This window comes from Hamadaea sp. NPDC051192 (assembly GCF_040682475.1).
Classification (GTDB): domain Bacteria; phylum Actinomycetota; class Actinomycetes; order Mycobacteriales; family Micromonosporaceae; genus Hamadaea; species Hamadaea flava.
In genome coordinates this window covers 25,778-40,847 of record NZ_JBFBAZ010000027.1, presented here as the reverse complement: position 1 = coordinate 40,847, position 15,070 = coordinate 25,778, and the positions used below count along the sequence as shown (strand labels likewise).

Annotated in this window: 6 protein-coding genes; all 6 read left to right on the top strand. The window is 70.2% G+C overall.

The window, feature by feature from the left end; genetic code table 11:
- Window positions 1-36 precede the first annotated feature (36 nt).
- The 6 genes from eccCa to AB0M47_RS14385 all read left to right on the top strand — a co-directional run bounded on the left by eccCa (window position 37) and on the right by AB0M47_RS14385 (window position 15,030).
- Window positions 37-3,966, top strand: a complete 3,930-nt coding sequence (eccCa, locus tag AB0M47_RS14410) for a type VII secretion protein EccCa (RefSeq protein WP_363412930.1) — start codon at window positions 37-39, stop codon at window positions 3,964-3,966.
- Between the two features lie 29 nt (window positions 3,967-3,995).
- Window positions 3,996-6,020: a hypothetical protein gene (locus AB0M47_RS14405; RefSeq protein WP_363412882.1), complete on the top strand. Its 2,025-nt coding sequence runs from the start codon at window positions 3,996-3,998 to the stop codon at window positions 6,018-6,020.
- The gene (locus tag AB0M47_RS14400; RefSeq protein ID WP_363412880.1) at window positions 6,013-8,403 is read left to right on the top strand and encodes a hypothetical protein; all 2,391 of its coding nucleotides are present in this window, start codon (window positions 6,013-6,015) and stop codon (window positions 8,401-8,403) included. Before AB0M47_RS14405 ends, AB0M47_RS14400 begins: the two co-directional genes overlap by 8 nt.
- A 32-nt stretch (window positions 8,404-8,435) precedes the next feature.
- Entirely contained in the window at window positions 8,436-10,511 is a 2,076-nt protein-coding gene (locus AB0M47_RS14395; RefSeq protein WP_363412878.1) for a hypothetical protein, read from the top strand.
- Between the two features lie 30 nt (window positions 10,512-10,541).
- A complete protein-coding gene (locus AB0M47_RS14390; protein WP_363412876.1) occupies window positions 10,542-12,824 on the top strand; it encodes a hypothetical protein in 2,283 nt (760 codons plus the stop codon).
- A gap of 61 nt (window positions 12,825-12,885) precedes the next feature.
- The gene (locus tag AB0M47_RS14385) at window positions 12,886-15,030 is read left to right on the top strand and encodes a hypothetical protein (RefSeq protein ID WP_363412874.1); all 2,145 of its coding nucleotides are present in this window, start codon (window positions 12,886-12,888) and stop codon (window positions 15,028-15,030) included.
- Window positions 15,031-15,070 lie beyond the last annotated feature (40 nt).

The following is a 15,070-nucleotide window of genomic DNA, read 5'->3' as shown; positions in this document are numbered from 1 at the left end:
CGTCACTATCATGTGCCGGTGGCGACCACGATCCGGATGCGCCGGCCGCGGCGGAACGCACCTCCCTTCCCCGCCGGCGAGATCGTCCTGGAACCTCCGTCCGAGATCCCTGAGCCCGAGGGCGGCATGGGCGCCCGGATGATGATGATCCTGCCGATGATGGCCGGGGCGGTGGCGATGATGCTGCTGTTCGCGGGCAACTCCGGCGGCATCCTGCGCATCATCACCGGCGGCCTGCTCGGCGTGGCGATGCTGGGCATGGTGGGTACGCAGTTCTCCCGCTTCGCCGGCAGCAGCAAGGGTGAGATGACCAAGCTGCGGCGCGGTTACCTCTTCGAGCTGGCGGGCGTACGCCGGACGGTCCGCTCGGCGATCCGGACGCAGCGGGCGGCGGAGTACTTCCGCCATCCCGAACCGGGTCTGCTGTGGTCGCTTGTGGACAGCTCGCGGCTGTGGGAGCGGCGGGCGGCCGATCCCGACTTCGGCCAGGTACGCCTCGGCCTCGGCGCGCGGGACCTCGCCACGCCGCTGGTGCCCCCGCCGTTCGTGCCGGTGGAGAAGGCCGAGCCGGTCAGCGCGGGCGCCCTGCGCCGCTTCCTGAGCACCTATCGGCAGGTCGACCAGCTGCCCATCGTCGTCGCGCTGGACGGGTTCGCCTCGGTCCACCTGCACGGCGATCTGGAGCAGGCCCGGCACGTGGCGCGGGCGATCGTCGCCCAGGCCGCGTTCTTCCACGCGCCCGACGACCTGCTGATCGGGGCCTGCGCCGGGGACAAGTCGAGGTTCCTCTGGGAGTGGGTCAAGTGGCTGCCGCACGCGGCGCATCCGGAGAACACCGACGCGCTGGGCGCGCTGCGGCTGGTCACCACGTCGCTGGCGGCGCTGGAGGCGATGCTGGAGGAGACGCTGTCGACCCGGCCGCGGTTCAACCCGGCGGCGACCGAGGTCAGCATCGACGGCCCGCATGTGCTCGTCGTCGTGGACGGCGCTGAGACCGCCGGTTCCGACCATCTGGCCGCCGACGGCGGAGTGGAAGGCGCGACCGTGGTGTGGATCGGCGGGGAGCCGCCCCGCCACCCCGACCGCAGCACCCTGGTGCTCAAGGTCGGCGCGGACGGCCGGCTGACCGCCACCACGCACGCCGGTTCCCAGGTCCTCGGGTACGCCGACGACCTGCCCCTGGTCGTGTCGGAGTGCCTGGCCCACCAGCTGTCGCCGCTGCGGCTCGCCCGGGCCAGCTCGGGTGAGCAGGCGATGACGTTCACCCACGACCTGACCGACCTGCTCGACATCCCCGACCCGTACGCGCTCGACCCGGAGGTGACCTGGCAGCCCCGGCCCAACCGGCAGCGGCTGCGGGTGCCGATCGGCGTCGGTCCCGAAGGCGAGCGGATCGAGCTGGACCTCAAGGAGTCGGCCCAGGACGGCATGGGCCCGCACGGGCTGCTCATCGGCGCGACCGGCTCCGGCAAGTCCGAGCTGCTGCGCACGATGGTGCTGGCGCTCGCGGTGACGCATCCGCCGGAGATCCTGAACTTCGTCCTCGTCGACTTCAAGGGCGGCGCGACCTTCACCAAGCTCGACCTGCTGCCGCACACCAGCGCCGTGATCACCAACCTGGCCGACGAGCTTCCGCTGGTCGACCGGATGACCGACGCGATCAACGGCGAACTCGTACGCCGTCAGGAGCTGCTGCGCCGGGCGGGCAACTACGCCTCCCTGCGCGACTACGAACGGGCCCGGCTGGCCGGCGTACCGCTGGAACCGGTGCCCAGCCTGCTGATCGTCTGCGACGAGTTCTCCGAGCTGCTGTCAGCCAAGCCCGACTTCATCGACATGTTCGTCCAGATCGGACGGCTCGGGCGGTCGCTGGGCGTACATCTGCTGCTGGCCAGCCAGCGACTCGAAGAGGGCCGCCTGCGAGGCCTCGACACGCATCTGTCCTATCGCATCGGTCTACGGACGTTCTCCCCGATGGAGAGTCGCGCCGTGCTCGGCGTCACCGACGCGTACGAGCTGCCCCGGGCGCCTGGCCACGGGTTCCTCAAGTTCGGCGTCGAGGCGTTCATCCGGTTCCGCGCCGCGTACGTGTCCGGGGTCCACCGGCGTACGCAGGCCGCCGCCGTGCCCGAGACCGCGGTCACCGTGGCGCCCTTCGTCTCCGGCTACGTCGCCAAGCCGACCGCGACCGTGGAATCGCAGTCGCCCGACGCCGAGGACGACCTCGAAGCGGTCACCGGCGACACCCTGCTCGACATCGTGACGGAGCGGCTGGCCGGGCACGGCTCGCCCGCCCACCAGGTGTGGCTGCCGCCGCTGAGCGACTCGGTCCCCGTCGACGCGGTGATCGGCGAGCTGGAGGCCGTCCCCGGGCTCGGCCTGACCACCGCCGACCCGGCTCGGCGCGGCACGCTGGAGGCCCTCGCGGGCGTGGTCGACCGCCCGTTCGAGCAGCGCCGGGAGGCGTTGCGCTTTCAGCTGTCCGGCGCGGCCGGGCACATCGTGGTCATCGGCGCGCCGCAGACCGGCAAGAGCACCCTGGTCCGCTCGGTCATCCTCAGCCTCGCCCTCACCCACACCCCCGACCAGGTGCAGTTCTACTGCGTCGACTTCGGCGGCGGCGGCCTGTCCGCGCTCGCCGACCTGCCGCACGTCGGCAGCGTCGCGACGCGGCGCGAGCCGGACCTGCTCCGGCGTACCGTCGCCGAGCTGGTCGCGTTGCTCGCCGACCGGGAGCAGTTCTTCGTCGAGCATCGGGTGGACTCGGTCGCGGCCTTCCGGCGGCGGGCCGCCGCGGGCGAGTTCGGCGACGAGCGCTGCGCCGACGTCTTCCTCGTCGTGGACGGCTGGCTCACCCTGCGCAACGAGTTCGAGGACCTCGAACCCAAGGTCCACGACCTGGCCAACCGCGGTCTCACCTACGGCATTCACGTGGTCGCCGCGGCGAACCGGTGGTTCGACCTGCGGCCCTCGGTCCGTGACCTGTTCGGCTCCCGCGTCGAGCTGCGGCTCGGCGACCCGTCCGACTCGGCCATCGGGCGGCGGGCCGCGGCCAACGTGCCGCAGGACGTCCCAGGCCGCGGCATCACCTCCGACTCGTATCAATTCCTGTCGGCCCTGCCCGCGATCAGCTCGGCCGGGCCGACGGTCGATCAAGCGGTTTCACTGATACGCACAGCGTGGTCGGGCGGGATCGCGCCACGCGTCCGGCTTCTCCCCGAACGGGTCGAGTACGCCGAGGTGCTGGCCGCCGCGGCCGACCGTCCCGAGGTGCCGATCGGGCTCGGCGAAGCCGACCTGCGCCCGGTCTACCTCGACCTCGACGCCGATCCGCACTTCCTGATCTTCGGCGAGACGGAGTGCGGCAAGTCCGCCTTCCTGCGCATGCTCGGCCGGTCGATCGCCGATCGGCGTACGCCGGACCAGGCCCGCATCATCGCGCTGGACTACCGGCGCAGCCTGCTCGGCACCATCCCGCAGAGCCACCTCATCGGCTACGCCACCAGCGCCGACCAGGGCAAGCAGATGCTGGCCGAGGCGTACGGGTCGCTGCGCAAGCGGCTGCCGGGGGCCGACATCACCCCGGAGCAGCTACGCGCTCGGGACTGGTGGACCGGCCCGGAGCTGTTCGTCCTCGTCGACGACTTCGACCTGGTGGCGGGGGAGAAGAATCCACTGGTCGTGTTGCAGGAGCTGCTGCCGTCGGCCCGCGAGGTCGGGCTGCACGTGGTGATCGCCAAGCGTGGGGGCAGCTCCGGCCGGTCGGCGTTCGACCAGACCCTCGTACGCCTCAAGGAGGTCAACACCCCGGGACTGGTCATGTCGGGCGACAAGAACGAGGGACCGATCCTCGGCAATGTCCGGGCCAGTCAGCTGCCGCCGGGCCGGGCGTGGCTGGTCACCCGCAAAGAGGGCGCGCGGCTGATCCAAGCGTCTTGGTTGGACAGTCCACATGGCACTTCCTAGGAGCTGCCTGGGCGGTTATCCTGTTGATCGTGGGGGACGGTGACCTTCTCCAGGCGGAACTGGAGGGTCTGCGTGCCTTCAGCGGGGATGCCCGCCGCGCAGCCCTCGGATTCACCGGCGTCGCCGGTGAGGAATTGCCCGACATCGAAGCGGCGGCCCGGAACATCGGCAACCCGCCCGGCTTCCTCGAACTGGCCCGGTTCGGCCGGGTCGCGCTGGCCGACCTCAAAGTCCTGAAGTCGTTCAGCCTCGACTTCGGCGACGGCCTGTCCAGCACCGGATACGCCGCCGACCTCGCCGCGGGCTGGTACGAGCGGGTGGAGCAGCAGGGCAAGAAGGCGCTGCAGAAGATCGAGGACGCCCTCGTCGCCGGTGAGGCGCCCGGCCCGGACTACGGCGAGACCGTCACCGTTCCGGCCGCGCCGCCGGCCGCGCCCAAGGACTACGGCTACGCCCGCCCCGGCGATACGCGTACCGGGTGGGACGCGTTGAACCTCGACCAGATCAAGGCCCTCATCCTCGGCGTCGACGTCACCGCGGTGACCGACGTCGCGGCGGGCTGGCGGCGGATCGCCGACGCGATCGACACCGCGCAGCGGCGATTCGGCGAAGACGTCAAGGGGCTGCACTGGTACGGCGAAGGCGGCACCGAGTTTCACGGCAACGTCGGCAAGACCGTCGCCTCCGCCAAGCGGTGGCGGGCGAGCGCCGACCAGCGCGCGTCGAACTATGAGACCACCGCGATCCGGCTGGCCAACGCGAAGACCAAGATCCAGCAGATCGCCGGCGACCTGAAGACCACGTTGGACGATCGTCAGCTCGACCTGGCCGAGGCGACCACGCCGGAGAAGCAGGACGTCATCCTCAAGCAGATCAACCAGGCCTGGATGGGCGCCACGATCTCGGCGCGGGCCATCGCCAAGCAGCTCGGCGAGGACCTGGCGACCAGTGGCGACGCCTGGGAGCCGGTCGACCGCTACCGCGGCCTGGTGGGGCTCGACCCGAACCCGCCGACCGGCGGCCTCGACGACCCGGGTGGCGGCGCCCTCAACGCCCCGAACGTTCCTGGTGGGCCCGACGTGCCGGGCGGACCGACCGTGCCGACGCCGCCCGGTCCGCCGAACCCGGGGCCAGGGCCGGACAACGGCGATCCGTCCGATCCCGGCGACGGCACGGGTCCGTCCGGCGACGGCGGAAACGGTTCCGGTCAGGTGGTCCCGCCGACGGTTCCCGGTGCACCGGGCGGCGGCCCCAACGGCGGCGTCGGCGGCGTGACACCACCCGGACTCGGCGGCCTTCCGATCACGGCACCGGTCCTACGCCCGCCGGCCGGGCTGCCCGTCCTGAGCGGCCGGCCGCCGCTGACCACCCTGCCGCCCGGCATCGGCGGCGGTTCCACCGGCGTGGGCGGCCTGCCGATCCTCGGCTCCCGTGGCGGACTGACGCCGTCGTTGGGCGGCCGGGGCACGAGCCGAGGCGGACCGCCGATCACCAGGCTCCCCGGCGCTCCCACCGAACAGGTACGCCAGTTCGAGCCCGGCCGATCACAGCCGGACCAGCTCCACCGGCTCGACGACGGCGACGCCCTGCCGCTCATGCCCGGGCTCGCCGGTCGCTCCGGGCTGACCGGCCCGCCGCTGATCGGCGGCCCGAACACGCAGCTGCGCCCGGCCCCGATCGTCGACCGGTCCGGGCTGGTCACCGGCCGAGGCACGCGTACGCCGATCGCCGCGCACGGCGACGAGGACCTGCCGCCCGGGATGCCGCTCGGCCTGTGGCCGTCGCCCGGCGTACGCCTCGACGGCCGGTGGGCTGCGTCGCCGCGAGCCTTCGCCGGGCCGACGGTGACGGTCACGGAGGACGGCGTGCCCGGATCGGTCATCCGGTCCCGGACGGTCACCCGAGGCGGTGGCTTCCCGCGCCCCGAGACGGCGTCGGTTCCGCACCCCGACGTGGTCGCGCCCGGATCGGGCTCGGTCCCGCGGTCGCCCTCGGCGCACCGGGAATCCACCTCCCGGCAGCGCCGCGACCGGGCGGAGGAGCGTCGTGGGTGAGAAGGTCCAGAACGACGGGCGAGGCATCAAGGACTGGGCGGCCGACTTCGGCAAGGTGAACAAGGACTTCGTCGACGAGTCCGACGACGCGATCGAGGGCAGCGGCAAGCACGTCAGCATGGGCACCGACGACCCGATCGGCGACTACGCGGACCAGGTTCTCGTTCCCGGGCTCGCCGCGGCGGGCCAGATCCTGCCCGAGTTCACCTACTTCATCGAGACCGTCAAGTCCTACATCGGGGACAAGAACTCGGGGATCATCGGCTACCGCTACGTCGTCGAGGCGGGGTTCAAGTCCTACGGCAAGGCGGCCGAGATCGCGGCCAAGGAATACGGCAACCACGAGGAATACAGCCGCAAGGAGTTGTCCAAGCTAGACAAGGAGATCTTCGAGAAGCTCGGCATCAAGATCGACGACGCGCCGGGGTACACCCCGGACACCGTGACGGTCACCGGGCTTCCGGCAGCGGCCGGCCGAACCCATTTCCTTCCGCCCTCGGTCTCGTCGCCCGGCAAGCCGAGCGACTGGCGGTCGATGGACTACACCAAGCAGTACTACACGATCCTGAGCATGCACGACGAGCCGGTCTTCCACATCGGGACCGTCGTCAGCTGGATCGGGCTCACCTTCTACGACTACGCCCAGCGGCTGAAGTCCCGGGTGAGTCAGCTGGGGGAGGGCGGGGACAAGGCGATGTGGATCGGCGACGCCCACGACGTGTACGCCGACCAGTCCGCCAAGACGGTGAAGAACATGGAGCAGTGGAACACCAAGCTGCATGATCTCGAGGACATGCTGGACCGGGCCGCGTGGGCGATCAGGACGGCCAACAACGAGGCCGGCAAGGAGATAACGCGGTTCAACAAAGCCGTCAACGCCTGGGCCGACATCTACAACGAGAAGATCCGGAACGCCAATAAGAATTCCTTCAAGACCTACCAGGGTTTCACGATTCCGGAGTTCCAGGCGGCGTTGTCAGACCACTTCGATGACGAGCGGAGGGAGACCCACGAGGCGCTCGCGAAGATCGGCGAGAAGATGAGCCAGGGCCTCCTCGACAACACCAAGTGGGACACCCCGGATCCCTACGAGGGCCTGATGCTGGCGTCCGAAGCCGGCGGTCCGGCCGTCGATCCGACCGGCGGCAACAAACCGAAACTCGGCGCTCCGAACGTCGGCGCCGGTGGTGGTGGCGGCGGTGGAGCGGGCGGCGGCGGTGGCGGCGCGCCCCAGGTGAACGCGCCGACGGTGCCCACTTCTCCCAAGAACAACGCCCGGCAGCCGGTGAACAACGGCACCAACCCGAACAACGGCACCGTGACCCCGCCGACCGTGCCGACCAATCCCGGCGGTGGGAACCCAGGTGGCGGGAACCCCGGGACCGGCAACAACGGCAACGGCAACGGCAACGGCAACGGAACCACCGACCCCGATGCCGGTACGGTGACGCCGCCGACCATTCCCACTGTGCCGGGGACCGGCGGTGGAACGAACGGTGGCACCGGTGGCACCGGTGGCGGAACCACCGACCCCGACGCCGGCACGGTGACGCCGCCGACGATCCCGACCGTGCCCGGCACCGGAACCGGTGGATCCGGCTCCAACGGCGGCACGGGTGGTAACGGCGGCGTCGTAGTGCCGCCGACGATCCCCACAGTGCCGACGCTGCCCGGGACCGGTGGCGGTGGGACGGGCAACGGCGGCGTCGTCACGCCGCCCACCGTCCCCGGCACCGGAACCGGCGGCACGGGCACTGGCCCCGGCGGCACCGGCAACGGTGGCACCGGCAACGGCGGCACTCCGGGCACGGTGCCGATCCTGCCGGGCGGCGGCACGGGAACGACCCCCGGTGGTGGTTCGTGGGGCAACCAGCCGTGGACGCCCGACCCGATCACCCCGGGTGTCTCCCTGGACGGCCGCAACGGCCTCGGCGGGGGCGGCCTCGGCGGGTCGCTCGGCAGCGACCCGTTCACCGCCTCCCCCGTGACCCCCATCCGGCCGGGCGTCGACGGCGGCGGACTGACGACTTCGGCCCTCGGCGGGGGTGGCGGCGACGCCGAGTCCCAGATGTATCCGCCGATGATGCCCCCCATGGGCGGCGCCGGCATGGGCGGCATGGGTGGCGGAGGCGGCGGTGGCGCGCCCCGGGCAACCCGCCGAGGCGGGCCCAGGCTGGTGGACTCGCAAGGCCCCGCTGGCAAGTCCGTCCTTTCCGGACGGGCGAAGAAACGCCGGGCTCCCGAGCCGACCGTCGAGATCGAGCAGATGACCGATCCGTGGCTCGCCGACCAGACCCCGGAGATCGAGACGACCACCCCGGCGGTCAGCCCGGACACGGGCACGTCCACACCGACTCCCCGTCGCGGCCAGTCGTCCCTCTGACGGACTGCCTGCACTGTTGAGAGAGGGGCACGATGGCTGGCGATGTGCAGACGCACGGCCAGGACATGCGCGACTGGGCCCACGACTTTCAGAAGGTCGAGACCGACTTCACGGACGAGGCGGACGACATCGTCGGCGGCGCCGGGGAACACGTCAGCTTCGGGACCAACAGCAAGATCGGCGACTACGCCGTCGGCATCGTCCAACTTCAAGACGGTGCGTCGGAGCTGCCGGAGTTCACCTACTACGTCGCCGCCATGAAGGCGTACCTCGGTGACGACTCGTCCGGCATCCTCGGCTATGTCGGCGTCGTCGGCGACGGCCTGAAGTCCTACCGGACGATGGTGGAGACCGCCGCCGGCGAATACGGCAACAACGAGGTGTACGGGCAGAAGGAATTCGACAAGATCGACGACACGATCCTGGAGAAGGCCGGGATCACGCTCGAGAAGTCGCCCGCGTACTCCGAAGCCACGATCAAGATCGCCGGTGAGTCCAACGCCGCCGTGCGCAGTCAGGTCCACCCGCCTGCCGCGACGCGCCCGGCCACTGCCAGTGACTGGACCGGCATACCGTTCCCGCAGGTCGCGCAGACCGTCCTGAGTGTTCAGGACGAGCCGCTGTTCAACCTGGCCACCGGATTCGGCGTGATCGGCACCTCGCTGCTGCGGTACGCGGGTCGGCTGCAGGACCGGGTGGCGTTGGTCGGCGCGAACGGGATGTGGGAAGGCCGGGCCGCCCAAGCCTTCGAGCGGGTGGCCGACAGCACCCATGGTTCGATGAACACCTGGAGTTCTGAGCTGCAGAAGCTCGCGCAGATGGTCTATCGGGCCGCCGCGGTCGTGCGTTGGGCGCGCGAGAACACCAAACTGCAGGCGGACGACTACTACGACGACGTCAAGACGATCAACGACGGTTACGACGAGGCAGTCGCCTTCGCCGACAAGTATGGGTTGTACGTACCGCCAGGGTCGACGCACAGCGCTTCCGGCCTTACCGCGGCGCAGCTGGAGAACCTTCGCCAAGAGTCGCTGAAGCATCGGCTGCAGCAGGCGGCCGAGGAGATCCAGAAGATCGGCCGGGCCATGAGCGAGGGGCTGCTCGGGAACGTCACCTGGGGCGCGCCCGACCCGTACAAGGGACTCATGTTGGACGCCGTGGTGACACCCGGCGGCCCGACCGCGCCGGGCGGCGGTCCCGGGGGAGGTCCGGGCGGGGGCGGACCGGGCGCGGGCCCGGCGAAGCCGCCGAACACCACGGTCAAGCCGAAGATCCCGAAGACCGATCCCTATGATCCGCCCGAGATGTGCCGGCCGCTCGTCTACCCGGTGAAGCCGACGCAGCTACCGGTCACCCCGCTCGCCACCGTGATTCCGGCCGGTGCCCTGCCCACCGCCGACCTGCCTGGCGTCACCGCCCCGACGGTCCCGACCACGCCCGGTCTCACCACGGGTCTGCCGACCGTGACGACACCAGGAATCGGAACCGACGGCACCGTCGGCGCTCCGACGGTCCCCGTGATCCCCACGACTCCGACCGTCCCGAGTACGCCCGGAGCCGGTACCGGTGTCGTCGTACCGACGGTGCCGGGCGTGGTGAAGCCCGTGTCGCGGAGCACCGACGACGCGAGCAACGGAACGCCACCGTGGTGGAACACCTGGACCGACAGCCCGACGTCGCCGGTGTCGCTCGACGGCCGTCTCGGCGGGCTGGAGGACGCTGACCCGTCGCCGCTGACCTCGATGGGCCCGGGAAGCGGAGGCGGTGGAACCACCGCGATCGGCGGCGTCCCGGTGGCGACCAGCGACGCGTCGATGCCGTTCATGCCGCCGATGATGGGCGGTGGAGGTGGCGCGCCCAGCGGTGGATCCGGCGCCCCGCGCACCGTACGCCGAGGCAGCCCACGGGTGGTGGAGCCAGGCTTCGGCCGCCGGGGACCCGGCGCGTTGAGCGGCCGCGGTCGGGACACCGAGAAGGAAGCGCCCCAGGTGGTGGCGACCGAGGCGGGTACCTGGCTGGCCCCGGAGGAGCCAGTGGCGGCCACTCCGGCTCCCGAGACCGGCGTCGGTATGCCCGCCGCTCGGCCCATCTATCGACAGCTGTCGTAGTACCGTTCAGGCGTCACGGGAGGGGGTGTCATGGCCGACGAAGTGCATGTGCATGGTGGCGACATGCTGGAGTGGGTGCAGGACTTCACGAAGTTCGAGAAGCGCTTCGGTGACGACGCCGGCGACATCGTCTCCGGTGCGGGCAAGCACGTCCGGTTCGGGACGAACGACAAGCTCGCCGACTATCTCCTGCAGGCCAAGAGCGGCTACACCGGTGGCGCCAATCTTCCCGAGCTGACCTTCCTCCTGCAGACGGCCACGGCGTACCTCGGCAACCCCGGTGCGGGGGTGCTCGGCTACCTGAACGTGATCGCCGACGGCCTGGCCTCGCACCGGAAGATGGTCGAGGTGGCCGCGGCGGAGTACGGCAACAACGAGGTCTACGGGCAGAAGGAGTTCGACAAGATCGACGACCGGATCTTCCAGAAGACCGGCGTCGAGCTACAGCATCCCGGGATGTACGTGCAGACAGTGGTCAGCGTCGCGGCCGAGGACGACGTCGCCGGGCGCAGTACGCTGCCGACCGCTGATCCGCCGCCGGCCAGCGATTGGCAGCACATCGAGTATCCGCAGGTGCTGTGGACGATCTTCAGCGTGGTCCCGGAGCCGCTGACCCATCTCGCCACCGGGTTCGGGGTGATCGGCACGCATCTGCTGGTCTACTCGTCGCGGTTGCAGGATCACGTCGGGCTGGTCACCAAGCCGAAGACCTGGTCGGGCGAGGCCGCCAAGGCGTTCGAGCTCGCGTCGGACAAGGCGGTCGCCTCGATGGCCGACTGGAGCGCGAAACTCCAGAACCTGGCGCAGACCCTCGGCCGGGCCGCGTACGCGATCAGCAGCGCGCAGGAGACGGCTGAGGGCGAACTGACGAAGTTCCGCACCGACGTCGACAACCTGACGGCCACCTACAACGCGCGGATCGCCCAGGCCAATCAGTACGGCGTCTGGCACGGCGACGATGGCAACACGTACACGGCCGAGGATCTGGTCATCGGCTATCACTACTTTGTGGACCGTCTTCAGCACGATTTCACGAAGCGGCTCCGGGAGATCGGCCGGGGCATGAGTGAGGGTGTCATGGCGAACTCGGTCTGGCGACCGCTGCCGCAGGCGTACTCGGGCATCATGCTGGAAGCAGTGCTCAAGCCGCGCAAGCCGGCGCAGGACAAGCGCAAGCCGGGCGCGGGACCGGGCGCGGGACCGGGCGCCGGACCCGGTGCCGGACCCAGCGTCAAACCGCCGAACACCAACCAGAAGCCGCCGAAAATCGAGTGGGAACCCGGCGACGGCTGGCTGCCGGGGCCGCCGATCGATCCGAACGAAATCGCGAACGCGCTCGCGGCGGCCCTCGCCGCAGCGGCGGCCGCCGCTGCGAAGGACCCCAAGAAGCACAACAACAACATTCCGAAGGACCTGGACGTCGGCGTCCAGCGAGACACGAACTTCGGTGGACTCCCCGGCACCAACGGACTGCCCAATACCGGTGGGGCGAATAACGGCACCCCGAACAACGGGACCACCGGCAACGGGAACACGAACAACGGGACCACTGGCGGGGTCACGCCGCCGTCGATTCCGACCATCAGCGGTGGCTCGAACAACGGCGGCACCGGCAACACGGGCGGGGTCGTCGTGCCCACGATTCCCACCATCCCGACGACCCCGGGGACCGGCAACGGTTCCACCAACGGCGATGGCGGGGGCGGCGGCATCACGCCACCGACGGTGCCCGGCACCGGGAGCGGGTCGACGCCGAACTCTGGCGGCGGCGGTGGCGGCAAGCCGGGCGTTACGGTGCCGATCACGCCGGGAGCCGGTACCGCGAACCCGTCCGCCAACGGTAACCGGCCGGACTGGTGGGATGACAATCCCTGGGACAACCCGAGTTCTCCGGTGTCGCTGGACGGCCGGAACTCCGCCAACCCCGGTGGCGGTGGGGGAGGCGGGGGCGGTACGCCGGTCACCCCGATCCCGCCGGGTGCCGGCGGCACCTCCGCCCCACCGGTGGCGTCGCCGATCGCATCGAACGCCACGAATGCTGCTGGGGAATCCCAGCCCTACCTTCCGCCGATGATGCCCCCGACGGGTGGCGCCGGCGGTGGTGGAGGTGGTGGCGGGCCTCGCCCGGTTCGCAGGGGTGGTCCCAAGCTGCTGGATCCCGGGGTCGGCAACGGCCCGGCAGCGCTGAGCGGCCGTGGCAGCGACCAGACCGCGGGCAGGCCGCAGGTCGTGTCGACCGAAGCCGACGCGTGGGCGGCACCGTCCCAGCCGGAGGCCGAACAGCCGGTCGTCCGTGTCCTCGGCTCGGCCTGATCGACGGATCGGCATACCGTGTTCATCCGACGGAGTTCGGTGTCCTGAGTAGGAGGTCGCTATGGCCGACGAGGTGCACGTCCACGGCGGCGAGATGCTGGAGTGGACGCACGATTTCGCCAAGCTGGAAAAGCAGTTCGGGGACGACTCCGGCGACATCCTCGACGGCAGTGGCAAGCATGTTCGATATGGGACGAACAGCAAGATCACGGAATATGTCGATCAGATTCACGATCCGTCGATGGGTGGCGCCAATCTTCCGGAGGTCACGTATCTCGTCCAGACCGCGCGGGCGTACCTGGGCAATCCCAGAGCCGGTGTCGTCGGATACCTGAACGTCGTACGCGACGGCCTGGCGTCGCATCGCAAGATGGTCGAGGTCGCGGCGGCCGAGTACGGCAACAACGAGGTCTACGGGCAGAAGGAGTTCGACAAGGTCGACCAGTCGATTCTGGAGAAGACGGGAGTCGGCTTCGACCATCCGGGCTACTACGTCAGCACGGTGATCGTGGTGAAGGCAGAGCCGGATGTCGCCGGCCGGAGCACCCTGCCGACCACCGATCCGCCGGCTGCCAGCGATTGGGACCACATCGAGTACCCGCAGGTGCTGTGGACCATCTGGGGCGTCAAGGACGAGCCGTTGACCAACCTGGCCACCGGGTTCGGGGTGATCGGCACACATCTGCTGACCTACTCGTCCCGGCTCCAGGATCGCGTCGGCCTGGTGACCAGGCCGAAGATCTGGGCCGGAGACGCCGCGAAGGCGTTCGACGGCGCGTCGGACGAGGCGGCCGCCTCGATGTCGGAGTGGAGCGTCAAGCTACAGAATCTGACGCAGATGCTGGGCAGGGCGGCTCACTCCATCAGGACGGCCCGAGAGTCGGCCGAGCAGGCGCTGACCGACTACCGCAACGACATCGACGCCCTGACGGAGATGTGGAACAAGCACATCGAGTACGCCCAGCTGAACGGCTCCTGGATGGGGAAGAGCCCGCAAGAGCTCATGGACAAGTACCGCGACAAGGCACAGGATCGCGAGAACGAGTTCGCCAAACGGCTTCGGCAGATCGGCCGGGAGATGAGCGAGGGGATCGTCGCGAACTCGTCGTGGCGACCGCTGCCCCAGCCGTATCAAGGACTGATGCTGGAGGCGGTGCTGAAGCCGCACAAGCCGAGGCCGGAGACGAAGAAGCCGACCGGCCCTGGGGCCAACCCCGGAGCCGGCCCGAACGCGCAGCAGAAGCCGAAGAACGGGTTCCAGGAACGCAGCGTGCCCTGGCCGCGCGGCGGCTTGCCGGACGACAAGAAGAACAAGCCAGGAGACAACAAGAACAAGCCCGGCGACAACAAGAACAAGCCAGGCAACAACAAGGGTGGGAAGACACACGGGGCGAACACCCAAGATCCGAACCCGAACACGAACGGCAACACCAACAACACGAAGCCCACGGACACCCCTGGGACGAATACTCCAGGGACGACTCCGGGCACCACTCCTGGCTCGACCCCTGGCAACTCCCCGGTGGGCGGAGTGACCGCGCCGACGATTCCGACCCTTCCCGGTTCCGGGACGACGACCCCCGGCACTGGTACCGGCGTAGTCGTTCCCACGATCCCCACCATCCCCACGACTGGCGGTACGACGACCCCGAACACAGGTGGCGGCAAGCCGGGCACCACGATTCCGATCACGCCGGGCAACGGCAACGGCACGAATCCGGGGTCCTCGGCCCGGCCGAACTGGTGGGACGACAATCCCTGGAACAACCCCAGTTCGCCGGTCTCCCTCGACGGCCGGAACACGGCCGGCCCCAACGGTGGCGGCGGCGGAGGCGGCGGCAAGAACACTCCCGTCACTCCCATCGAGCCCATCGATCCAGGCCCGACGCCGACCACCAACACGCCGATCAACGGCGGCACGGGTACGCCGGCCGAGTCCACTCCCTTCCTGCCGCCGATGGGCGGCATGGGTGGTGGTGCCGGCGGCGGTGGCGGAGGCGGCGGCCCGCGTCCGGTCCGCCGGGGTGGCCCCAAGCTGGTCGACCCCGGAGTCGGCAACGGCCCGGCGGCGCTCACGGGGCGGGGCAAGGACGCCAACGCCGACAAGCCGAAGGTCGTCGCGTCCGAGACCGTCGGCTGGACGCAGCCGCCCGCGCCCGAGGTGACCGAGCAAGAACCGGCCACCCACGTCTACCGAACCGCCTGACACCGGTCAGCGCCCGCGTTCACGAACGGAGCGCGGGCGC

Excerpts from the sequence above, each read along its gene's own strand:
- eccCa (WP_363412930.1), top strand. The coding sequence starts at position 37 with ATGCGCCGGCCGCGGCGGAACGCACCTCCCTTCCCCGCCGGCGAGATC.
- AB0M47_RS14385 (WP_363412874.1), top strand. The coding sequence starts at position 12,886 with ATGGCCGACGAGGTGCACGTCCACGGCGGCGAGATGCTGGAGTGGACG.
- AB0M47_RS14395 (WP_363412878.1), top strand. The coding sequence starts at position 8,436 with ATGGCTGGCGATGTGCAGACGCACGGCCAGGACATGCGCGACTGGGCC.
- AB0M47_RS14390 (WP_363412876.1), top strand. The coding sequence starts at position 10,542 with ATGGCCGACGAAGTGCATGTGCATGGTGGCGACATGCTGGAGTGGGTG.